This window comes from Ensifer sp. Root142 (assembly GCF_001426785.1).
In the GTDB taxonomy this organism is placed as follows: Bacteria; Pseudomonadota; Alphaproteobacteria; order Rhizobiales; family Rhizobiaceae; genus Ensifer; species Ensifer canadensis.
Window position 1 is genome coordinate 486,964 of record NZ_LMFK01000034.1, and the last position, 22,342, is coordinate 509,305.

At 59.4% G+C, this 22,342-nt stretch carries 18 protein-coding genes; 9 read left to right on the plus strand and 9 right to left on the minus strand.

Annotation, left to right across the window (positions count from 1 at the left end; genetic code table 11):
* Positions 1-49 precede the first annotated feature (49 nt).
* From ASD52_RS27075 to ASD52_RS27090, 4 genes are all read right to left on the minus strand, one after another.
* Positions 50-679 carry an SGNH/GDSL hydrolase family protein gene (locus tag ASD52_RS27075; RefSeq protein WP_025430415.1) on the minus strand — a complete coding sequence of 210 codons (630 nt, stop codon included), beginning with the start codon at positions 677-679 and terminating at the stop codon, positions 50-52.
* Between the two features lie 18 nt (positions 680-697).
* Positions 698-1,846: a mandelate racemase family protein gene (locus ASD52_RS27080; protein WP_025430416.1), complete on the minus strand. Its 1,149-nt coding sequence runs from the start codon at positions 1,844-1,846 to the stop codon at positions 698-700.
* Positions 1,847-2,534: 688 nt separating this feature from the next.
* The gene (locus ASD52_RS27085; protein ID WP_057226028.1) at positions 2,535-3,221 is read right to left on the minus strand and encodes a DUF542 domain-containing protein; all 687 of its coding nucleotides are present in this window, start codon (positions 3,219-3,221) and stop codon (positions 2,535-2,537) included.
* Positions 3,222-3,304: 83 nt separating this feature from the next.
* Positions 3,305-4,165: a ferritin family protein gene (locus ASD52_RS27090; RefSeq protein WP_225906217.1), complete on the minus strand. Its 861-nt coding sequence runs from the start codon at positions 4,163-4,165 to the stop codon at positions 3,305-3,307.
* Between the two features lie 197 nt (positions 4,166-4,362).
* Between ASD52_RS27090 and ASD52_RS27095 the strand changes: the two genes are divergently transcribed.
* From ASD52_RS27095 to ASD52_RS27125, 7 genes are read left to right on the plus strand one after another with little or no spacing between them, the layout of a single operon-like run.
* The gene (locus ASD52_RS27095) at positions 4,363-6,621 is read left to right on the plus strand and encodes a NosR/NirI family protein (RefSeq protein WP_057226030.1); all 2,259 of its coding nucleotides are present in this window, start codon (positions 4,363-4,365) and stop codon (positions 6,619-6,621) included.
* A gap of 23 nt (positions 6,622-6,644) precedes the next feature.
* Entirely contained in the window at positions 6,645-8,564 is a 1,920-nt protein-coding gene (nosZ, locus tag ASD52_RS27100) for a TAT-dependent nitrous-oxide reductase (protein ID WP_025430420.1), read from the plus strand.
* Positions 8,564-9,934 (plus strand): nitrous oxide reductase family maturation protein NosD, encoded by a 1,371-nt coding sequence (locus ASD52_RS27105; protein ID WP_025430421.1) that lies wholly within the window; start codon positions 8,564-8,566, stop codon positions 9,932-9,934. Before nosZ ends, ASD52_RS27105 begins: the two co-directional genes overlap by 1 nt.
* On the plus strand, positions 9,931-10,842 hold the full coding sequence (locus ASD52_RS27110) for an ABC transporter ATP-binding protein (protein WP_025430422.1): 912 nt from the start codon (positions 9,931-9,933) through the stop codon (positions 10,840-10,842). The genes ASD52_RS27105 and ASD52_RS27110 overlap by 4 nt, the downstream gene beginning before the upstream one ends.
* Positions 10,839-11,666: an ABC transporter permease gene (locus ASD52_RS27115; protein WP_057207023.1), complete on the plus strand. Its 828-nt coding sequence runs from the start codon at positions 10,839-10,841 to the stop codon at positions 11,664-11,666. Before ASD52_RS27110 ends, ASD52_RS27115 begins: the two co-directional genes overlap by 4 nt.
* A 26-nt stretch (positions 11,667-11,692) precedes the next feature.
* Positions 11,693-12,217 carry a nitrous oxide reductase accessory protein NosL gene (locus ASD52_RS27120; RefSeq protein WP_225906231.1) on the plus strand — a complete coding sequence of 175 codons (525 nt, stop codon included), beginning with the start codon at positions 11,693-11,695 and terminating at the stop codon, positions 12,215-12,217.
* A complete protein-coding gene (locus ASD52_RS27125; protein WP_025430425.1) occupies positions 12,210-13,214 on the plus strand; it encodes an FAD:protein FMN transferase in 1,005 nt (334 codons plus the stop codon). Before ASD52_RS27120 ends, ASD52_RS27125 begins: the two co-directional genes overlap by 8 nt.
* Before the next feature lie 41 nt (positions 13,215-13,255).
* On the opposite strand, the gene ASD52_RS27130 is transcribed toward ASD52_RS27125, so the two are convergent.
* Both ASD52_RS27130 and ASD52_RS27135 read right to left on the minus strand, forming a co-directional pair.
* Entirely contained in the window at positions 13,256-13,585 is a 330-nt protein-coding gene (locus tag ASD52_RS27130; RefSeq protein WP_057207022.1) for a DUF6522 family protein, read from the minus strand.
* A gap of 145 nt (positions 13,586-13,730) precedes the next feature.
* A complete protein-coding gene (locus ASD52_RS27135; RefSeq protein ID WP_128090348.1) occupies positions 13,731-13,937 on the minus strand; it encodes a hypothetical protein in 207 nt (68 codons plus the stop codon).
* Between the two features lie 296 nt (positions 13,938-14,233).
* On the opposite strand from ASD52_RS27135, the gene ASD52_RS27140 reads away from it, so the two are divergent.
* Positions 14,234-14,683, plus strand: a complete 450-nt coding sequence (locus ASD52_RS27140) for a group III truncated hemoglobin (RefSeq protein ID WP_057226032.1) — start codon at positions 14,234-14,236, stop codon at positions 14,681-14,683.
* A gap of 104 nt (positions 14,684-14,787) precedes the next feature.
* Here the strand turns inward: ASD52_RS27140 and ASD52_RS27145 are convergent, their stop codons facing one another.
* The 3 genes from ASD52_RS27145 to ASD52_RS27155 all read right to left on the minus strand — a co-directional run bounded on the left by ASD52_RS27145 (position 14,788) and on the right by ASD52_RS27155 (position 20,120).
* A complete protein-coding gene (locus tag ASD52_RS27145; protein ID WP_082557400.1) occupies positions 14,788-16,989 on the minus strand; it encodes a tetratricopeptide repeat protein in 2,202 nt (733 codons plus the stop codon).
* Positions 16,990-17,356: 367 nt separating this feature from the next.
* Complete coding sequence (locus tag ASD52_RS27150) at positions 17,357-18,370, minus strand: HAD family hydrolase (protein ID WP_057216761.1); 1,014 nt, start codon at positions 18,368-18,370, stop codon at positions 17,357-17,359.
* A gap of 85 nt (positions 18,371-18,455) precedes the next feature.
* Positions 18,456-20,120: an arylsulfatase gene (locus tag ASD52_RS27155; protein WP_057207015.1), complete on the minus strand. Its 1,665-nt coding sequence runs from the start codon at positions 20,118-20,120 to the stop codon at positions 18,456-18,458.
* A 336-nt stretch (positions 20,121-20,456) separates the two neighbouring features.
* On the opposite strand from ASD52_RS27155, the gene ASD52_RS27160 reads away from it, so the two are divergent.
* A complete protein-coding gene (locus ASD52_RS27160) occupies positions 20,457-22,340 on the plus strand; it encodes a HAMP domain-containing sensor histidine kinase (RefSeq protein WP_057216758.1) in 1,884 nt (627 codons plus the stop codon).
* Positions 22,341-22,342 lie beyond the last annotated feature (2 nt).

Here is a 22,342-nt window from a genome sequence, read left to right on the forward strand (position 1 = left end):
ACCAGTTTCATGATCCGCCTGCCTGCTCCTCCGCAGGTGTTGGGACGGATCAGCCAAGAATTGCGCCGACGGGCGCGGCGAGCGCCCGGCCAACGGCTGCGGTCGCCGCGGCTTCCAGATGCACACCATCGACCTGTGATCCACGGGCAACCGCGCCGGCATCGAAGAACGCGTGCCCGAGTTCGCAGGCGAGTTTGTGGTAAAGCGGGGCAAGCCGCTCGGATTCTGCTACGCTTCTGCCAGCCGCCGGGTGTCCATCTGGACCGGGCGAACAGGGTGGTGGCGCAACGATCAGAAGCTTCGGTTTCGCGCCACTCGGCTTGTACGGAAATGTGTCCACGATCTGCGCCAGGCGGCGCATGCCGGAAACCGCACCCTCCGCACGACCTCCGTGCACCGGCTTGATATCATTGGTCCCAAGCATGATGATCACGAGATCGAGCGGCATATGGCTGGCAAGCGCCACTTCCAACGCCTTGGCGCCATTGCGGCAAGCGGGCCCGGCATGATCGTCATAGCAGGTGGTGCGGCCACCGAGCCCTTCCGATATGATCGCCGCCGCGTCACCAAGTTCCCGGTCGAGAACCTCGGGCCAGCGGCCCTCGGGCGGATGACGCAGCCCAGTTGCAGGGTCCGCCCCCCAGGTCAGGCTGTCGCCAAAGGCGAGAACTGTCTTCATTGCCCAATCACCTCACTGTCATCGCGCGCGGTTGTTGTCGATGAAGTCGAAATCGATATCCTCGCCGAGCCCGGGGCGATCAGGCACGTGGACGTAGCCGTCCCCATCCATCGGGTCGGAAAGTGACTTCAGATAATCGTGGCCATCATCATATTCGAGGAACGGGTGCAGCAGGCCGCGTTCGTACCAGCGGCAGTTTTTGGTGGCGGCGACCACATGCAGGTTCATCGCAGTGTTGCCGTGCACCTCGCATTCCATGCCGAAAGCTTCAGCGAGATGCATGGTCTTGAGCGCAGGGGTTATGCCGCCGACGTCGTTGACGCCGGTGCGAAGTATGTCGCAGGCACCGGCCTTGATCCACTCGGCGCGATGCCAATGCTTGCCCGCGGCACTTTCCGGCCCGACCACAGGAATGTCGAGATTGTCGGCAAGCCACTTGTAGGAAGACAGCGACTGCTCGTCCATCGGCTCCTCGATCCAGTCGAAGCCGAGCTTTTCCAAGCCCCGCCCAAGTTCGAGCGCATCCGTACGGGAATACCAGTGGAAGGCGTCGATCATCAGACGGATATCCGGACCCACCGCTTCGCGCACGGCAGCACAGGCCTTGATATCCATCTTAACATCCGGCGCCCAACTGACCGGCGGCATCCAGGTGTGTAGTTTGATGCCCTTGTAGCCGCGCTTGACCAGCGTTTCGCCAAAACGGCCGTAATCGTCCGGCGTCGCCAGGCCGCCGTCCAGTTCATCGCCGCACATGATGGAGCCATAGGCCAGTACCTTGTCGCGGTAAGCGCCGATCAACTTGTATACAGGTTGGTTGAGCGTCCTGCCTGCAAGATCCCACAGCGCACAATCGACAGCCGCAAGCGTGCGATCGGTGAGCTGCGCGGCTGAGCCCCGCTGCCAGTGGGCGAGGTCCTGCCACAGCTTTTCTCGATCACGATGGTCCTTGCCGATAAGAACCTTCTTCACGAACTTATCGATCAGGTGCGGACGAACAATTTCCGGCGCGGTGAAGGAGTGCCCTTCATGGCCGTCTTCCGTGCGAATGGTCAGAATTGCCTGCTCCACCTGATGCGGCCGGCCTGGATGCGCGTGGCCAGCACTGTCCGAATGGCGGCGCGTGGTCGTGCGGAAGACTCGCACATCGACGTCGGTGATGATCATTGTTCCTCCGGTATGCGAAAGTGGCCGGCTCCCCGCACCATTCTGTATGACACATATTTAGACAGATCATCACAGCTTTGTCAAATCTGTATGACAGATTATTAAAAATGACGGACAGGTTCGCCCGATGCCGTACGGCCAGCGGCGAGAATACTGGCCCCCGGCGGCAAGTTCGCAACGAACGTTGGCCATTTGAGACGAGGCTCAAATGATCCGAGTTCAGTTGCAGTTGTGAGAGAGTTCGGTCCGGTAGCCGGTAGAAGAGATATCTCAAAGAAAGCGGAAGAAAACCGAGACGTAATCGGTCGAGCGACCCAAAGGTATTGCGATCACCAGCTGTTTTCGCAATTTACGCCGCTCAATGCCGGCAACCCCTGCTTCAAAGATCGCTCATGCTGCCGTTTCCAGCAGATCCATTTTGCGCGTTTGATACAGTCATCCCGACCGCGGAGAATTGCACTTGGCGAGCTTGTGAAACAATACACCGAGCCCTGCCAGTTGCCTGGAATTTAATGCAACGGGAGCCAGAGGAAACCAAAGTCTCCGGTTCGTTAGGACCGGTCCACCCGACACCTCAACCAGAACTGCCGCCCCGCCCGGTAGAGCGAGGCAGAGCGACAACGAATTCGCAACGATAACAGCGCCACGCCGATATCGGTCGCGACCATCTGTCCACCGATGGAAGATGTCATGACGGAGACGCTACGTCCTCAACGCTGGAAAAGCGCGGAAACAAAACCTTGTTTTCCAGATGCATATGCGCGACCAAGTCCTCGGAAAACTTTTGAAGACCGACGTAAAGAGCCGTCCAGGATCGGCAGGCGCCGTCTGGAAGTGCAAACCCGTGGGTGAGATGCTCGATGGTGGCTAGGCTTTGGCCTTCGCACGCATGATCGTCTCGCATTCTGCCTATCAAGTGCTCGATATCGGGGTCCGGCTCGTGGCGCATCATCGGAAAGAGGGCGAGTTCCTCGCGGGCCATGTGGGGGATCAGTTGGTCTTGAAGGTCGACAAGCGCCTTCGCAAGGCCCATCGGCGCGCTGCTATGGGCGGCGTGAACGTGTTCCACTTTCTGCGCAAGCGGGATCAGCCATTCGAGGTCGTTTCGGTGTGTCTGGTGATATCGCTCCAGAATATGAGCGATAAGCTCGTTGGTGCCGTCCGGCGCATCGCGCCTTGCGGCTTGCTCGAGTGCCCGAAGGCGGTCAAGCAAGTCGCTCGCCACAACTCCGGCATCGGCCGCCGCATCACCAAGCGAGACATCGCCATCGCAGCAAAAACCGATTCCAAGCTGTCTGAAGAGTTCGGCTGCACCCGGAAGTTCGCATGCAATCGTCCCGACGGTGGCGTCCAAGTTCAAGTTCAATTCCGTCAATGTGCTCTCCTCAATGCCCGGAAGGTTATGTCAGGAGAGACGTTGCGGTAGTTCGGCCGATCGTTCTTTGTCGAAACGCAAGTTCATTGTGGCGAGGTCGCAAGCGTTGCCGCATTCTTCTTCGCTCTGCCACGGAGGGCCTGCAAACAATCGATCGTGGCTGCTGCAAAGGTCTGTGCGCGTTGCCGCAGACCATCGTCGCCCTCACGCTCGGACAGGTCGAGATAACGCTCAAGCAGGAACTCGCAGAGCACCATCGCCGAAATCGTGCCCCCCTCAGGCAGTGGCGCTAAACCCAAGGGGGCGGCGAAGGGAACATCGATCATCTGGCGGGCTCTTTGCCGGGCATCAGTTGAAAGGGACGACCATGACGCGGTGCCCTCTGCCCTTGCATCGCCTGCGTTCATTTCCAGCCAATCGGCAAGCTGCGTTTCAACCGCCGCCAGGTCGTCAGCAACGATTAATCGATGGCTCCGCAGGTCGTGAAACGCTGTTCGCCTGGCTTTGCGCAGGATGCGGACATGGCCGAGTTCCTCCAGCGCCATGCGTTCTGCTGCCTGTCTGATTTCGGTGGAAGCCGCATCCGCCGCCACATAGCTCCAAAGCATGAACGCCTGCTCCTCGTTGCGCACGGCGACTGAAAAAGCCCTGTAGGCGTTGAGCAGTTCCGGGGCCACGATAAGCGCATCCCCATCGTCAAACATACCTGCATTGTCTGTCGCGGCGAAAATCCGTGCCGGACCTACAGGTGGGTTCGCCTCTTCAATCCAAGCGGAAACCATATCGAGATGTCCGCGCTCATCAGCTGCAAGCCCTTCGAACAGATCCGCTAGATCGGCTCGATTTTCGCGGCGCATGCGTTTTGCGAGCATGACGTAGCCGTCGATGGCTTCGCGCTCAAGCCTGACGGCAAGTTCAAGAAGTTCCCCAAGCGTTGCGACCAACGGCGGATCGATCCTGAGTGTCGGCATGACGGCTCCTTCGCTTGCGCTATGCGACTGTTTTACAGGAACAAACGCACCTCCGTTTGTTGCAGCGCAAAGAAGGTGATCGGACTTTGCGTAGGTTGCCGGTCAATTCGCCGGAAACAAGGATGCCCGCCAAACCGAGCAGCCAGTCTGTCGGGACGGAACGACAAGAAATGCGCAACAACAACAAAAACCGCCACCGTCTCCGCTTGCTCTGCATGATGCTCGCGACGCTCCTTGTTTTGCTTGGAGCACACGGCTCCTATGCCGCCGGCGGGCTCGATGACTATCTTTCAAAGATAGTGCCCGCCGAGCTCTTTGCGGGTGCAGATCGCTTCGGCGCCACTGTCGGCGAACCACCGATCGCGCCGGTGTTTCGGGGTACCGAACTGCTCGGCTATGCCTATCTCAACTCGGATTTCACCAGCGCTATAGGCTACTCCGGCAAGCCCATTCACATCGCCGTCGGCATCGATCCAAACGGCATCGTCAAGGGGATCAAACTTGTCGATCACAAGGAACCGATCGTCCTGATCGGCATTCCGGAACGCAAGGTCGTCGCCGCCTTGAACGCCATCATCGGCCGCGACCTCGGTCGCGTTGCGAGGGGACAGGAGCGACCGCCACAGGTCGATATCGTCAGCGGCGCGACCGTCACCGTTCTGGTCATGGGCGACAGTGTTGTTCGTTCGGCCGTTCGCCTGATCCGCAGCAATCGCCTTGGTACCAAGGCGAGCGTCGCCCAAGAGCCTGCGCCTCCCGTCCGCAAGCTCGATCCGGCAATGAACGAGACGGCCGACTGGCAGAGCCTGCTCGGCGACGGCTCGATCCGCAGCCTTAGAATGACGGTCGGCGAAGTGTCGGATGCATTTCGCCAGGCCAATCAAACGACAGCGGCAGAACGGCCGGAAACGGTAACGCCCAACGACCGCTTCATCGACCTTTACACAGCGCCCGTGAGCGTTCCGGCCATCGGCAAAAGCCTGCTCGGTGAGGAAGGCTACGGTCGCCTTGTCAAACGCCTTAAACCCGGTCAGAGCGCATTGCTCGTCGCGGGCGATGGAGCCTACTCCTTCAAGGGTTCGGGCTATGTGCGCGGCGGCATCTTCGATCGGATTGAATTGCTCCAGGACGGCCAGGGCATGCGGTTTCGCGACCGCGACCACACGCGCCTGACATCGCTTGCAGCGCAAGGTGCGCCTCATCTTCGCGAGATCGCCCTTTTTGTCGTGTCGCCCGACTTCGCCTTCGATGTCACGGCACCATGGGAGGTACAACTTCTGGTGCAGCGAAGCGCCGGTGGGCGAGACAAGGCGACATTGCCTTTCAACCTCGGCTATGCCCTGCCACAGAAGTATCTGGTTGCCGACACGCACCCGCTCGAGGTCAGCCCTTCTGACGGCACAGCGCCAATTGTTGGCGAGGAAGCAGACGGCCAACCACTGTGGGTCAGCATCTGGCAGATGAACCGTGTCTCGGTCGCCCTCACCGCAACGGCACTTGTGTTTCTGACTGCGATCTTCTTCTTCCAGGACTGGCTCGTCCGACGCCCCATTCTGTTTGCCTGGATCCGCCGCGGTTTCCTTGTCTATGCACTTGTCTGGCTCGGCTGGTACGCCAATGCGCAGCTTTCAGTGGTCAATGTCCTGACGTTCACAAACGCCTTGATCACCGGTTTCCGCTGGGAGTTCTTCCTGTCGGCACCCCTCATCTTTTTGCTGTGGGCCGCCGTGGCGGCAGGACTTCTATTTTGGGGGCGTGGTCCGTTTTGCGGCTGGCTGTGCCCCTTCGGCGCCCTTCAGGAACTGACCAACGACATCGCGAAGTGGCTCAAGGTACCGCAGATCAAGGTTCCTTGGGGCCTTCACGAGCGTCTCTGGCCGATCAAGTACATCGTTTTTCTCGGCCTTTTCGGTCTGTCCTTCTATTCACTGGCGCTCGCCGAAGTCTTTGCCGAAGTCGAGCCCTTCAAGACCGCGATCGTCCTTAAGTTCGCCCGTGAATGGCCCTTCGTCGTCTTTGCACTGACGCTGTTGGCGGCCGGTCTTTTTATCGAGCGCTTCTACTGCCGTTACCTTTGCCCGCTGGGGGCAGCCCTCGCCATTCCAGGACGCATCCGCATGTTCGAATGGCTAAAGCGTTGGCCCGAATGCGGCTCGCCCTGCCAGCGCTGTGCCAAGGAATGTCCGGTTCAGTCGATCCACCCTGAAGGGCAGATCAATGTCAACGAGTGCATCTACTGCATGCACTGCCAGGAACTCTACCAGGACGATACGCGCTGTCCGCACATGATCCAGGTCCGGCTCAAGAGAGAAAAGTTTCAGGCCCTTTCGACCCCCACATCGCGAGGCGAAGCGCCAAGCAGGACGGCGGTTACGCACAAGGGAAAACCGATCGTGCGCGACGAGCCGCCGCCAGCCACACCCATCTGAAATCCACACAAGGAGAAATCGAAATGGCAACAGAAGACAAAGCAGTGCGCCTCAATCGACGTCAGCTTCTCGGCACGACAGCCGCGGCGGCCGTCGCCGGGGCGGCAGGTGTTGGTGGGGCGCTTGCGCTGTCCGGCACAACCGCATCACCGGCATTCGCTCAAGGCACAGGCGGCTTGCCCTTCGAGGTAAAGCCAGGCGAGCTCGATGAATACTATGTCTTCTTCTCCGGCGGACACAGCGGCGAACTGCGCATTCTCGGATTGCCATCCATGCGCGAGCTGATGCGTATCCCGGTCTTCAATCGCGACAGCGCCACCGGCTGGGGCCAGACCAATGAAAGCCGCAAGGTGCTCACCGAAGGACTTTTGCCCGAAACGAAAGCATACCTGGAAGACAAGGGCGGCATCTATCTCAATGGCGACCTGCATCATCCGCACCCCTCATTCACGGAGGGAACCTATGACGGGCGCTACCTGTTTGCCAACGACAAGGCAAATACCCGCGTCTGCCGCATTCGCCTCGACGTGATGCGCTGCGACAAGATCATCCAATTGCCGAACCAGCATACGGTTCACGGTCTGCGCGTACAGAAATATCCCAAGACGGGCTATGTCTTCTGCAACGGTGAGGACCGTGTACCAGTGCCGAACGACGGCTCGGTTCTCGACGATCACAAGCAGTATCACGCCATATTCACCGCCGTGGACGGCGAGACCATGAAGGTCGCCTGGCAGGTCATGATCGACGGCAACCTCGACAATGTCGATGCCGACTACCAGGGCAAATATGCCTTCGCCACCTGCTACAATTCCGAAGAGGGCGTCAATCTTGCGGAGATGATGGCCAAGGACCAGGATTGGGTGGTTGTCTTTGACCTCAAGCGGATCGAGGAGGCCGTCGCAAAGGGCGAATTCAAGGAGATGGGCGGCGTCCCCGTCCTCGATGGTCGCCACGGCTCACCCTATACGCGCTACATCCCCGTATCGAACGGACCGCATGGAATGAACACTGCGCCTGACGGTATTCACATCGTCGCCAACGGCAAGCTCTCGCCCACTGTTACGGTCATGGATGTGCGCAAATTCGACGACCTTTTCGCCGACAAGATCAAGCCGAGGGACACCGTTGTTGCCGAGCCGGAGCTTGGTCTCGGGCCGCTGCACACGGCCTATGACGGCAAGGGCAATGCCTATACCACGCTGTTCATCGACAGCCAGATCTGCAAGTGGAACATCGATGACGCCAAACGAGCCTTTGCCGGCGAAAAGGTAGACCCGATCCGCCAGAAGCTTGATGTCCACTACCAGCCCGGACACAACCACACGTCCATGGGACAGACAAAAGACGCCGATGGCAAATGGCTGATCTCGCTGAACAAGTTCTCCAAGGACCGCTATTTGAACGTCGGTCCGTTGAAGCCGGAAAACGATCAGCTGATCGACATTTCGGGCGACCAGATGGTTCTGGTGCACGATAATCCGACCTTCGCCGAGCCGCATGACGCGACGATCGTCCACAATTCCAAGATCAATCCGGTGAGCGTCTGGAGCCGGGACGATGTCTTCTTTGCCGATGCCGTGGCTCAGGCAAAGAAGGACGGTATCGATCTTTTGATTGATTCCGAAGTCATTCGGGATGGCGACAAAGTGCGTGTCTACATGACTTCGGCCGCACCGGCCTTTGGCCTCGAAAGCTTCACGGTCAAGCAGGGCGACGAAGTGACCGTCTACATCACCAACATCGATGAGGTGGAGGATCTGACGCACGGCTTCTCGATCATCAACTATGGCATCAACATGGAAGTGGCGCCCCAGGCGACAGCCTCCGTCACATTCCGCGCCGATAAGCCCGGCGTGTGGTGGTATTACTGCTCCTGGTTCTGCCATGCGATGCACATGGAAATGAAGGGCCGCATGCTCGTCGAGCCGAAGAAGGCCTGATGCACGCGCGCACTCTCATGCTCGGTGTTTCGATGGCGGCGCTCTGCGCCGCCATCGGCACCGCTTGCGCTGCGACGATCCGTGTCGACGCTGATGCCAGGCTGCAAGATGTCATCGAAGCCGCAACGCCCGGCGACACGCTCATATTGCCACCGGCGCGCTTTCTGGGGCCAGTTACGATCGACAGCGCGATCTCGCTGATCGGCGAGCCTGGCGCGACCATTCTCGGTAGTGGCAAGGGCAGCGTCGTCACCATCAACGCCGCTGACACGATCCTGCGCGGGCTTCGGATCGAGGGTTCGGGCAGCAACCTTGAAACCATGGACTCCGGTGTTTTCGTTGCCGCGACGGCAAAAGGTGCATCCGTTGAAGACAACGAGATCATCGGCAATCTCTATGGCATCTACCTGCATGGCGCCGCCCGATCCCTGGCGCGCGGCAATCGCATTGTCGGGACGAAGGACAGGCGCTTCAGCGAAACCGGCAACGGCGTCACGGTCTGGAACGCTCCCGGGGCACGTGTCATCGACAACACTATCAGCTTCGGACGCGATGGGATCGCGACCAACGCCAGCAAACGCAACGTGTTCAACGGGAACAGGTTTGAGAACCTGCGCTTTGCCATCCACTACATGTACACCAACGACAGCGAGATCAGCGGCAACATCTCCACCGGCAATTCTGTCGGCTACGCCATCATGTTTTCAAGCCGCCTGAAGATCATCGGAAATGTCTCGGACGGCGATCGCGATCACGGCCTGCTCCTCAACTACGCCAACAGCTCCAAGATCACCGGAAACGTCGTACGCGGGCGGCTTCAGAATTCCGACCGTTGGATGGCGAACGGTGGCGCCAAGGAAAAACCCGAACACGGGCTGCCGGCCGCGCAAGACACGTTTGCCGAGGGGACGGCCGTCCGATTGGGGCCGGAAAAATGCGTCTTCATCTACAACGCCAACAAGAACCGCTTCCGCGGCAATGTCTTTGAGGGCTGCTCGATCGGCATTCACTTCACGGCGGGCTCGGAGGGCAATGCACTGTCCGACAATGCCTTCATCAACAATCGAAACCAGGTCAAATATGTCGGCGCCCGGTATCTCGACTGGTCCGAAAATGGCCGCGGCAATTACTGGAGCGACAATCCGGCCTTCGATCTCAATGGTGACGGGGTCGGCGACAATCCCTACCGGCCGAACGACTTGATCGACCGGGTACTTTGGACCGCACCGCAGGCCAAGGTTCTGATCACAAGCCCGGCCGTTCAAGTCATTCGCTTTGCCCAGTCGCGCTTTCCGGCGCTGTTGCCGGGCGGCGTAATCGACAGCCATCCCCTGATGATGCGCCCGGACGACGAGGACCAGCAACCATGACACCTACGGTGAGCGTCACCAATGCAGGCAAGAACTATGGCAAGACGGAGGCTCTTCGAGACGTCTCGTTTGAGCTGGGTGCCGGTGAAACGATCGCCCTTGTCGGCCATAACGGCGCCGGCAAGACGACCTTGATCAAACTGATGCTCGGCCTTATCCGACCGACGACGGGCCGGGTCAGCGTCCTTGGCGAAGACCCGGCCTCAGGCGATTTCGGCGTTCGCGCAAGACTTGGCTATCTGCCTGAGAGCGTGTCCTTTCACCTCGCCCTGACCGGTCGGGAAACGCTTGCCTTTTATGCCCGCCTGAAGCGCGCTGACACGACCACTGCGACCGAACTTTTCGATCGCGTCGGCCTTTCCAGGGCGGCAGTTGACCGGCCGGTGCGAACCTATTCGAAGGGGATGCGCCAGCGTCTCGGCTTGGCCCAGGCTCTGCTTGGCGACCCACATGTCCTGCTTCTCGACGAACCCACGAGCGGGCTTGACCCGGCGCTGAGGCACAATTTTTACGAACTCATCGAGGCCTTGCGCGCCAAGGGAACGACGATCCTGCTTTCGTCGCACGCGCTGACGGAACTCGAGGGACGTGCCGATCGCGTCATCATCGTCAACGGTGGCAACAAGATCGCAGACGGCACCCTCGATGATCTTCGCAAGCTTGCAAGGCTGCCAACCCGCATTCGCGTGACCACCAAGGCTGGAAAGTCGCTTGAGGAGGAAATCGCGGGCCAGGTCGTCAAACACCACGACGGCGATCTCGAAATAGAGGTCAGGCAGGAGGACAAGCTCGCCGTCCTGCACCGTTTGAGCGCCGCCGCATTGGGGATTGCAAACCTCGTCGTCCTGGAGCCGACCCTCGACGAACTCTACGCACACTTCCTTCAGGGTCAAAAGGATAGCCGATGAACAACATCATGATCATTGCGCGCAAGGAGATCCAGGAGGGCATGCGCAACCGCTGGGTCGTGGCGACGACCCTTCTGCTGGCGGCTCTGGCGCTCACCTTGTCGTTCCTCGGTAGTGTGCCGACAGGCAATGTCGGTGCCAGCCGGCTTGATATTGTCGTCGTCAGCCTCTCGAGCCTGACCATTTTTCTTGTTCCGCTCATCGCGCTCCTGCTCTCGCACGATGCGATCGTCGGCGAAACCGAGCGTGGCACGATGTTGTTGTTGCTCAGTTATCCCATCGGCCGCAGGCAGATTCTCATTGGGAAGTTTACAGGTCACCTGACGATCCTGCTGTTTGCAACGCTTTGCGGCTATGGCGCTGCCGCCGTTGCACTTGCAGTCGTCGATGGCAACATAGCGCGCTCAAGCTGGCTTGCTTTCGCCTCCATGATCGGCTCGTCCGTCCTGTTGGGCGCGGTCTTCATCGCGATCGGCTACCTCGCAAGCACCGTTGCCAGCGAACGCAGCACTGCTGGCGGCATCGCAATCGCGGTGTGGCTGTTTTTCGTTCTGATCTATGACATGGCCCTGCTCGGGGCGCTTGTGGCAGGGCAAGGCCAGGCACTGCCGGCGGGCCTGCTCGATACCTTGCTGCTGCTCAATCCGACCGACGCCTATCGACTGCTCAATCTGGGCTCGGGCGACGCAGCGTCGCTGTCGGGGATGGGTGGCGTGGCCGAGCAATCGGCACTCGGCAAGACCGGGCTCATCCTGGCGCTGGTGTCATGGACATTTGCGCCGCTTGCGGTAGCCACTGCGATATTCTCAAGGAGAGAGCTATGAAAACGCGCAACCTCGTCGCCGTGGCGATGAGTGCCTTCGTGCTGGTTGGATGTGCCGCCGAAGAAGCAGACAGCCCGCCTCTTCCATATTCACTGACCGACGACGCCATGGGGCGCTATTGCGGCATGAACGTGCTCGAACATCCCGGCCCCAAGGGTCAGGTCATCCTCAAGCAGATACCCGAACCGATCTGGTTTTCGTCGGCCCGCGACACAGTCGCCTTCACCTTGCTGCCAGAAGAACCAAAGGAGATCGCCGCTATCTACGTGTCTGACATGGGCAAGGCGCCGACCTGGGAGAAGCCCGGAGCGGACAACTGGATCGACGCCAAAAGCGCCTTTTATGTCGTCGGCAGCAGATTGCGTGGCGGCATGGGGGCAGCCGAGGCCGTTCCCTTCTCCTCAAGGCAAGATGCGCTCAGCTTCACCGAAAGGCATGGCGGCCAAATCGTCGGCTTTGGCAACATACCGCAAGACTATGTGCTGGGAGCAGATGGGGCATCGCCTGCGTTGACATCATTTTCCGAACCGACGGAGGCTAGTCATGACTAGGATTATCGGGCGGCGGCGTGCAATCGCTATCATCGGGGCGACCATAGGCCTGCCTCTGCTGCCATTACCCGGCGCAGCCAGAGCGGCCCTGCGTCCGGTCACGTGGAGTGGCCAGGCGCTTGGGGCATCGGCAACACTGATCCTTAATCATGAAGACGAAGCAGTGGCACGCCGACTGCTGGACAGAGTCGTGGTCGAAATTGACCGTCTGGAGGCGATATTCAGCCTCTACCGCAGTGATTCAGCCCTTTCGGTCTTGAACAGGATGGGCGCGCTCGTCGCCCCGCCGGCGGAACTGGTACATCTTCTTGAAATCTGCGCGTCCTTTCACAAAATGACCGGCGGCACATTCGATCCGACGGTTCAACCGCTCTGGACGCTCTATGCCGATCATTTCGCCAAACCGTCCTCCGATCAGCGCGGTCCGTCGGCACGCGCAATCCGACAGGCACTGGCTTACGTCGACCTCACCCGTGTCCGGTTCAATGGCGACCGGATCGCGTTTGCAATGCCTGACATGGCTCTGACTCTGAACGGCATAGCACAGGGCTACATTACCGATCGCATCGTCGATCTGCTTCGTCAAAACGGCGTGGCGAGCAGCCTGGTCCATATGGGGGAAAGCCGGACGATCGGGGCCCGCGCAGATGGCAGCCCATGGCAGGTTGGGCTGGCGGCAAGCGACGTGGACGCTGCCTCAGACATCGTTTTACCGCTCGTCGACAGGGCGGTCGCGACGTCTGGCATTGCAGGCTTCAGTTTTGATGAGGCGGGACGGCTGTCGCATATTCTCGATCCCCGCACCGGCTTGACGATGCAGTCTTATCGGCGCGTGAGCGTTGTCGCCGATGACGCGGTCACAGCGGATGCGCTGTCGACAGCCTTCAGCCTCATGGAGCCGCAAGAGATAAAGGCCCTGATCGATACCCGGACCGATCTTGGCGCGGATCTTTTGAGCCAGGCAGGCACTCGGAGGCGCTTTGGTCTCGGCGCGTAACGAGGCCGACGCACCCGATGCCAAGACAAACCTGGCGCCTGTCAGCGACGCTGGCTTGCGTCCAGGTGACGCCGGCGCCAGTTCGCCAAGCGCTCGCGATCAAACGAAAAGACTTCGTCGATGACCGTTCCGTCCGCAGACACCGTCGCAGTCCAGCAGCGACCGCCACATCGCAGCGTTAGCCTGAACGTTCCAACGTGCTCGCCCTGACCGACCTCGACCTGGCTCTTGACCTCGCCTCGGCTCAGGCGGTTTTTCAACTCCGCCGGGGGCAGGCGGAGTGCCGATGACATCGTTGGCGCCGGCACGGAAAAATCGCCCTCGGGGTCGCGTTCGACGCGGATAACCCGCCTATTGGTCAATGTCAGCATTGAACGGATCTCTCTGAGGACCAGGTTTTCGTCATGAAGGATAGAGCGCCATTCGCAAATATCTCAAGCCGGGGCCCGACATTGACGGCGTGTCGAGACGTTCTGGTATGCAAACAGCATCTAGCGATGATCTCAATGGCCACCCTCAAACGAGTGTCGTCGAGGTCGACAGGCGCGCGTCCGGCATGGTTCTCGCCCGTTCCGAGCGGTCGCGTATTCTCTCGAGGCGGTGCGCCAGAAGATCGAGTAACTGCCCGGCCTCAGCATTATACCCCGGCATGCAGGCGAACCACTCGGCGACCTCGATCGTGCAATCGCACAATGTCTCATCCCTCATCCCAAACTCGATCATGTCCTGCATCTCCGCCTAGTCCGTGAAGACGGTTTCTCCACGCGAGCTCGTCCACGTCCTTGGTAGGCGCAAAGCGGTGGAGCCTCTTTGCGCTGACGCAAGCGATCATCGTTCGACCACCCGAACGGCCTATGTCAGGACGACACCATGCCGCATGGCCGCGGATTTACAGCGCCGACCTCGTGGCCTACTGCATGTTTCCTTAAATCCTATTCGATTTAAGGATAAAACATGCAGCCATTCAAAGTGCTACAACGACCTTTGCGCGCCTAATAAGACGCGCGGCGCTGTAGGGAATGGTGAACCACAAAGCATCGGTGAAGACCATGTGTGCGACACTGCTTCCAGCCAGCATGTCCGAAGAACTGATAAGGGCGGTCGTTCACGACTTCTACGGCCGCATCCGCCACGATCCCATGCTCGGGCCGATCTTCAACGCCCGCATTGGCGAACATTGGGATCTGCACCTTTCAACGCTGGTCGACTTCTGGTCGTCGATAGCCCTGAAAACGGGACGCTATGGCGGGAAGCCCCATGTCGCCCACCAGGGTCTCGATCTTGTTCCCGAGCATTTCAATCACTGGCTGGAAATTTTCGAAGGGACTGTCGGCAAACATTGCAAGGGCGAGGCCGCTGCCTTCTTTCTCGACCGAGCGAGGCGCATCGCCGACAGCCTGCAGATTGGCCTGAACATCGGACCGCATGCCATCAAGCTGCCGCTAGCCCACACCACCGGGCAGGTTTAGAGAGCAAGCTGCCAATCCGCGACCAATCCAAGCCTGGCCGGCATCCCGTCACGTCGTAAGAAGGCTAGCGCACGATCCGACCGCCACGAATGCAAACTCAGAGTTTATCGACCATGCTCAACTGCATCCTTTAATTGCCTGATGAGTTCTGCAATCTGTAAATTGTCCGGCTGCAGACGGGCCAAGGCCTGTGCAAATTGGAGCGTATCGGCATAACGGCGGAGTTTGAGACCGATCTGAATTGCCGTGCCGAGCAGACTGGCGTCCGTTGCTCCGCTTAAGGCAGCAGCATCGAAGAGCGCAAACGCCTGCTCCGTTCGCCCGACTGAATCCAGGGCAATCGCCGCTGTCGTCCTGTATCTGGAATTGACGGGATCCAGGCGAACGGCCGCGTTCAGTTCTTCTGTCGCCTCCTCCATTGCCTTCTGACGCACAAGCGACAAGCCATGCCCGTAGCGAAGGTCGGCTCGATCCGGATCGGTTGCCACGGCTTCAGCGTAGGTCTGTTCGGATTTCTCGCCCTCCCCTGTTGCGCGGTAGAGTTCGGCGAGGTTGATGCGCGCGCCCGCAAGGGTTGGATCGAGATGGATCGCCTGACGGAGCGCCTTCTCCGCTTCCTCTGGACGTCCTTGTTCAAGCAGAAACGTTCCATAACTGCTTTGTGTCTCGGCAACGTGCGCGTTCGCTTGAACATACGTTTTCAAATCGGCCACCGCACGGTCGAAATCACGACGTCGATCACCGAGCAAGTCCAGCGACTGCGTGCTTCCTAGTGCCCTGGCAGCAGCCACCCGCACTGCGCGTACGTCGTCGCTGACAAGTCCGCCGATGGCATCAAGCCGATACTCCCGCGGCAGGTTGGCAGCAGCCTCGGCTGCCCCCAGACGCACCAGCGGATCGGGGCTCTCCGCCGCCGCCTTCACGTCTGCGGCGACGTCAGCTCCAGCGAGCCTGCTCATCTCGGCAATGGCGCTTCCTGTGACTATTCCAGCTTGTTTTTCGTCCCCGACGAATGCCCGCAAGGCCTCGATCGAGGCAGCGTCGTTTTTCGCCGCGGCGGCGAACGCATGTGCGATCGTCGGGCGCTTGCGCCAGCCTGCACCAAACCAAGTATCCAGGGTCTCCGATGCCCACTTGTTCGACCTACCGTCGTGGCACGACGTACAGGCGTTCGGCGTTCCGTACATGTCGGAAAGGTCTGGGCGCGGAATCACGAAAGAATGGTCACGCCGACGATCGACCTTCATGTATGTCCGCTCGGGCATATGGCAGTTGGCGCAGAGCGCGCCAGCGGAGCCTTCCGGATGATGCGTATGGGCTGGAGTGTCGAAAGCGCCGCCCGGATCGGTGCTGGCAAAGCGCTTTGGCGCATCCTGGGTGTGGCATTGGGTGCATAGCGCGTTTCCAACGGCCTTGACGCTGCCCTCATGCGGACGGTGGCAGTCGAAACACGTCACACCTGCTCTTGCCATCTTGCTCTGCTGGAACGATCCGTATTCGAAGACCTCATCCAGAATCTGTCCGTCCGGAAAGTAGAGATCGCTACGCAGCAACGCCGGGGAAAAATTGTCGAGAAAGGAGCCTCCCGGCTGATAGCCATCGACAAGCCGGGCGCGCCGCGCGTGGCAGGCGAAGCAAGTGTTCGCGTCGACCTTCGACAGGCCGAGGCCCGCAATTGCTGCCGTTTGAGCATTCCCGACCTTGGCTCTCGCCCATTCGACATGTTTTGCACCGCCGCCGTGGCAGGACTGGCAGCCGATGCTGGTCGCGACATAGGATGATTGATACTCGTCCGTCTGCGGCTGGAAGTTGGTCTGGGGATCGGTGGAATGACAGTCGATGCAGGTGCGGTTCCATCGATAGAACGGGCCTGTCCAGTGAAACGTCGAGCCAGGTTTCGCCGAGGAGCCTTCGCCGAGCCAGAACCATTTTTGCTTTTGCGTGTCCCAGGCGATGTCGAGAGCCTGCAGCTTGCCACCCCCAATATCGACCAGGTACTGCTGCAGAGGCTCGTAGGCAAACGTGTACTTCACCTCGAAGTCCGCCGGTTTGCCGTCAGGCCCTTCGGTGCTAACGAAGAAGCGGCCATCCCGGCGGGAAAAAACTGCCTTGACGCTGTTCCATTCGAACTGGGTATTGTTGAAATCGGCGAGCACCGTCTTCTCGTTGGCAAGAGCCATCGCCTTTGCATGGTGGGATTTCGCGAATGCGGCGGCTTGACCAGCGTGGCAGGAAGCACACGCCTTCTCATCTACGAAGCTATCGTGAATTTCGATCTGCGGGTCCGCGGCAGGCGGCACAGCCATTTCCGCCGTAGCGGCGGCGGCGAACACCGATAATCCGCAAGTCAGCAGTGCCGTCCGAGAAACAGCCGCTAGACAGAATGCAATCTTCAATCTCACGCCTCCCACTACTCCAAAAATGATCAGGACGCACGGAGCGGCGCAGCCGAAGCATCGGCAAAGGAACGAACCGAGGTAGCCTTGGTCAGCGATGCTTGGCACGTTTCTCGGGACCAATTGCTCTTCTGTTTACTGGAATAGGCTTCCGGCTAGTAGAAGGGAGGAAGGGGGAGACGACACAGCCTATCAAACCCGCGATGCGATTGATCCTCATTGTGATTTCTCCTCCCCATTGGAAATATCGGCGATGCCGCGTGCGAAACGCTCGGCTTCATTTCGCGGGAAAGATCTGCTTCCAGTCTGCCTTCATGTCGACCACCGTCCAATTGTTGTCGGCCGCGGCATCCAGTGCCTTGTCGAGGCGGCCGAACGGGCTGTCGCGGTCATATGCGTATTCGCGCTCCGCATCGGTATGATGGACGATCAGGCCGAAGCGAGTGGTCGTGCCGCCCAACGTGGTCCATTGGAGCATTTCGAGGTCGCCGTCAGAATTTCCGAAGGCGGCGATCGGCCGGCGGCCAATAAACTGGTTGATCGCAACAGGCTTGCCGGCCTTGTCATCGATAAAGTCGATCTGTGGCAGGCGAAACAAGGTCGACACGCCCTCACGCATCTCGAACTGCGTTTTGATGGTCGACCCGATGACTTGCTCAGGTGGGACCCCGTAGACCTGCTCGGCCCAGGGGCGAATGAACTCCACGCCTCCACCGGAGACGATGAACGTCTTGAAGCCGTTTTCACGCAGATAGGCGAGCAGTTCGAGCATTGGCTGATAGACCAGCTCGGTATAGGGTTTATTGAACCTCGGTTGGCGCGCCGTGGCGATCCAGTCGGAGGCGATCTTCTGGAATTCCTCCGTTGTCATCCCGCTATGGGTCGCCAGGACCAACTCCACAAGTCCCTTTTCTCCCGTTGCGGCAAGGGCTTTCATGTCGTTGTCGAGCACGGCCTTGAACGGCTGCGTGTCCTTCCATTCCGGGTGGGTGGCAGCTTCCGTCTTGACACGATCAAGTGCGAAGGCGAGTTGCACGTACATCGGCTGCTCGGTCCACAGTGTGCCGTCATTGTCAAAGACCGCGATGCGTTCGACCTCGGGCACATAACCAGGCGTATCTTCCGCGGTTACCCTGTCCACAAAGGCAACGATGGCCGCCTTGGCCCCGGTGTTGTTCCACGAGGGCAATGGATCTGTCTGGGCGAGCACGGATGTCGTGACAAACAGGCAGGCTGCCATGCCGAGCAGCACGGTGCGGGTGAATTTAAAGAAAATACATGTTGCAATCATCAGAGCCTCCGTCGACTAACTGTGTGCAATCTCAGACCGTTAAAGAAACGGCGGCCCCCGAACGAACGGAGCCGCCGCGCCAAGGTCAGTTGCCGGTTGGCATCGGAATACTAACACCCTCCTTCGCCAAGGAGTCCCGCACCCATTGGAAACGCTCATAGTTTGAAAGCGTAATCGGGCCCGTATATCCCATGCTCTGCAGCTTGCGTGGAGGATATTTCACGTATGTCGCCATGATCTTCTTCAGTTCTTCCCCCATGACAACGCCCATCCAAGTCCGCTCAGTGAAGTTGTTCATGAAGATATCGTAGCGTTCCTGAGGGTCCTGCCAAAGGTCAAACACCTGAGGTACGGTGGCCACGTATTTCTCCGCGCCCTTCCATCCAAGGTTTGAGTCAACGGCCAGTCCGCCGGTCTGGGCTCCATCGTCGCCGCGAAGATTGAACGCGAACTTGTAGTTGTTTACGCGGATTGCGCCGGGTGAAAGTTCGTTCTCCGTGAAGTAGAACCAGGATTTGCGTGGCGATGGGCCGCTACCCGTCAGGACCGGTGTCATATCGTAGCTGTCGAAAATGATTGGCTTGTCTTCACGATCATTTTCGGGCAGTGGGACACCGCCGACCGAAGCGAACGTCGCCATGAGATCGAGACCGCCGATGAGTTCGTGGTTCCTGGTATCGGGCTTGATCTTGCCCGGCCAAACGGCGATTGCGGGAACACGATTTCCACCCTCGCGCAATGTGCCCTTGGTGCCGCGAAACGGAGTGTATCCCGCGTCCGGATAGACGTCTTGCCAAGCGCCGTTGTCGGTTGTGTAGAACACCAGCGTGTTCCGGTCCATTCCGGTTTCGCGCAGCTTGTCCATGATCCGGCCGATACGGGTGTCGAGCTCCACGACCGAGTCGGCATATTTCGACTTGGACATCGATTTGTGCTCGAACTCCGGTGCCGGCATGTTCGGCTGATGCACCTTCATGAAGTTGACATTGATGAAGAACGGCTCATCCGGCTTCTTTGCAGCCTCATCGAGGAATTCGATGGCCGCTTTCTCGACATAGCCGTCGAAGAACGGAATGCCGACAACGCCTTCCTTGCCGTCGATCACCGGAGTATCGACATACTGGCCGTTGATCTTGAAGTCTTCCTTCGCCTCGCCGCCGGCCTTGCCCGAAAGCGCGCCTTTCGTCACCTTCTGGAACATAGCCCGCAGTGCCGGGTCCATGTCCGGGAACCAGGTCGGATCCGCATAGGTATAGGCGTTGAGATGGTAAAGGCCGACATATTTCATCTCGTCATAGCCCTGGGCGATCGGAAGCGCATAGTCCGCCTCGCCGAGATGCCACTTTCCGGTGAAGTACGTATGATAGCCGCCGCGCTTCAGCACTGACGCCAGCGTCCACTCCGCTGCCGGCAGACCACCACCCTGCCCCTGGAAAGCCACGGTCGTCATGCCGCTCCGGTTCGGAATGCGCCCGGTCTGCATTGCAGCCCGGCCTGGCGTGCAGCTCGGCTGGGCATAGAAGGAGAAGAAGGTCATGCCTTCATCGGCCAGCTTGTCGATGTTCGGCGTCGGCATGCCGCGTCCTTGGCCGCCGCCATAGGGGCCCAGATCGCCATAGCCCGTGTCGTCGGAAACGATAAAGAGAATGTTGGGTTTTGACGGCGACTGGGCTTGCACTTGGGATGCGGCCCCAACGAGAAATGTCGAAGCCGCCAAGGCTCCGACAGAGCACATGAAGCGAAAATTCATATTGACTACTCCTCCGAAGGCTTGGGCGGATCGGGTTCACCAAACGCACGAGTTCTGATGCGTTTAAGGGGATCCGCCGCCTGTCCTTGCTGTATCGAAACGAAGCAAATTGAAGCAATGCTGTAGCCTGAACGCCCTCGATCGAGGGCCTCTCGTCTGGATGCCTGTGGCCAGCGCGAGGCCACCCACGACGGTGAAACTATCGGACGTCTTGCGGCGGGGATATTGTACCATCGGGCAAAACCGCACTTCGTTAGCTTGCGCTTGAATTCTAAAGCTCTGGTTGTATTAGCAAGTTCGCCTTGGTAGATTGCGCCTATCTGTCGGGGGAAAGTCATGGGCGTTCTGGGTAACCGGACCAGGCAATCGCACTGGCTGATCAGGGGTGTGGTTCCGGGCCTGTGTGCATTCCTGGCGACTGCGTCAGCGGCGACGGCCGGTCAGGCAGTTGTTGACAGTGTGCCGCGTGTGCTGGTGCTCTATCCTTATGACGAGCGGATCGCGGCGACCACCGCAGCCGGGGAGGCCGTCAGGTCGCGGCTTCTCGACGCAACCAAAGGCCGGATCGATCTTTTCTCCGAATTTCTCGACCTTTCGCGATTTCCTGAGCCGAAGCACATGCGCCGTATGGCTGAATATCTTACGGCCAAGTACGGCGATCGCCGCCCTGACGTGGTGATTGCGCTCGGCGAGGAGTCGGCTCGGTTCATCTCTGCCAACCGCAAGGAAATCTCGGGCGATGCAAGGATAATCGTCGCGGGCTTCAGCAGTTCCGCTGCCGAAGCAATGGACTTGCCCAGCGACGTGATCGGAGCTTTCAGCGAATTTGACATCGTAAAGACCGCTGAGATGGCCCGCGGTCTCCAGCCTGATGCGCGGCATCTCTTCATAGTTGGAGGATCATCCGAATTCGACCGTTCATGGCTTGCTACCGCGCGAGCCGATCTTGCGGTTTTCTCAAGAACGTTTGAAACGACATACTTGGAAGACCTGACGATCGAAGAGTTCACCAAGCGAGCCGCCGAGCTACCTCCCGACAGCATTGTACTGGCGCTGACGATTTTCAAGGACGTTACCGGGCGCAATTTCGTTCCGCGCGAAGCGATCAAGCAAATATCGAAGACTGCCAGTGCGCCGATCTACGGCCCGTACCCGACCTACATCGACTATGGCATTGTTGGAGGCAACGTGGTCACGTTTGGGTCACTGGGCAAAACGGCGGCCGACCTTGCGCTCGATGCCATCGCTGGCAAGCCAATCTCCAGTCTCCGGTCGCCCCAAACATATGTCGCCGACGTGAGGCAGCTCCGACGCTGGGGGTTGTCGGAAAAGGATCTTCCTGCAGGCACGGTCCAGATGTTCAAAGAGCCCACTTTCTGGGAACAATACTGGTTCGCGACCGTCGTCGCCCTTGCCATTGTTGCTCTACAAGGCACAGTCATTGCCGGACTTCTTGTCGAACGCCGTCGCCGCCAGGCGGCGGAGGTCGAATCGCGCCTCCGTCTGCTCGAAGTGGTTCACCTCAATCAATCCGCAACAGCCGGCGCGCTTTCAGCCTCAATCGCGCACGAGCTTAACCAGCCGCTGGGTGCAATCCGCAGCAACGCCGAGGCGGCGGAGGCAATTCTGATGTCCGAGAGGCCCGATCTCGAGCTGATCAAGCAGATCCTCATAGACATTCAAGACGACGATCAGCGTGCCCATGACGTCATTTCGCGGATGCGAGGCCTACTTAAGAAGCGAGGAGAGATCGACTGGCAGGAGTTCGACCTCAATGAGGTCATCACAAGTGCGATCAGGATTCTCCGCGGCGAAGCCGAGCAGAGGGGCGTCGTCGTGAGTTCCAATTGGGCCCGGCGGGAACTGCCGGTCCGAGCCGACCGGGTCCACGTCCAGCAGATCATTCTCAATCTGGCAACCAATGCAATGGATGCAATGCTCGACGTGGTCGCGACCGAGCGGAGGCTTATGCTTGAGACAACACTGACGAAGGATTCCAAGGTCGAGCTGTCGATTTCGGACACCGGTCGTGGAATACCAAACGAACAGCTCGCCAGCATTTTCGAGCCGTTCTATACTACAAAGCCCTCCGGAACGGGGCTTGGCCTTTCCATCGTGCGCGCAATAGTCGAAACCTACGGCGGCACGATCTGGGCCGCCAACCGCCCAGAAGGCGGAGCAGTTTTCCGAGTTTTACTGCCTCTCGCGCAAACTGGATGAAC

Coding starts and splice junctions, on each gene's coding strand:
- ASD52_RS27115 (WP_057207023.1), top strand. CDS start 10,839: ATGAACAACATCATGATCATTGCGCGCAAGGAGATCCAGGAGGGCATG.
- ASD52_RS27075 (WP_025430415.1), bottom strand. CDS start 679: ATGAAGACAGTTCTCGCCTTTGGCGACAGCCTGACCTGGGGGGCGGAC.
- ASD52_RS27125 (WP_025430425.1), top strand. CDS start 12,210: ATGACTAGGATTATCGGGCGGCGGCGTGCAATCGCTATCATCGGGGCG.
- nosZ (WP_025430420.1), top strand. CDS start 6,645: ATGGCAACAGAAGACAAAGCAGTGCGCCTCAATCGACGTCAGCTTCTC.
- ASD52_RS27140 (WP_057226032.1), top strand. CDS start 14,234: ATGGTGAACCACAAAGCATCGGTGAAGACCATGTGTGCGACACTGCTT.
- ASD52_RS27110 (WP_025430422.1), top strand. CDS start 9,931: ATGACACCTACGGTGAGCGTCACCAATGCAGGCAAGAACTATGGCAAG.
- ASD52_RS27095 (WP_057226030.1), top strand. CDS start 4,363: ATGCGCAACAACAACAAAAACCGCCACCGTCTCCGCTTGCTCTGCATG.
- ASD52_RS27160 (WP_057216758.1), top strand. CDS start 20,457: ATGGGCGTTCTGGGTAACCGGACCAGGCAATCGCACTGGCTGATCAGG.
- ASD52_RS27150 (WP_057216761.1), bottom strand. CDS start 18,370: ATGATTGCAACATGTATTTTCTTTAAATTCACCCGCACCGTGCTGCTC.
- ASD52_RS27080 (WP_025430416.1), bottom strand. CDS start 1,846: ATGATCATCACCGACGTCGATGTGCGAGTCTTCCGCACGACCACGCGC.
- ASD52_RS27145 (WP_082557400.1), bottom strand. CDS start 16,989: ATGGCTGTGCCGCCTGCCGCGGACCCGCAGATCGAAATTCACGATAGC.
- ASD52_RS27130 (WP_057207022.1), bottom strand. CDS start 13,585: ATGCTGACATTGACCAATAGGCGGGTTATCCGCGTCGAACGCGACCCC.
- ASD52_RS27155 (WP_057207015.1), bottom strand. CDS start 20,120: ATGAATTTTCGCTTCATGTGCTCTGTCGGAGCCTTGGCGGCTTCGACA.
- ASD52_RS27120 (WP_225906231.1), top strand. CDS start 11,693: ATGAGTGCCTTCGTGCTGGTTGGATGTGCCGCCGAAGAAGCAGACAGC.
- ASD52_RS27105 (WP_025430421.1), top strand. CDS start 8,564: ATGCACGCGCGCACTCTCATGCTCGGTGTTTCGATGGCGGCGCTCTGC.
- ASD52_RS27135 (WP_128090348.1), bottom strand. CDS start 13,937: ATGATCGAGTTTGGGATGAGGGATGAGACATTGTGCGATTGCACGATC.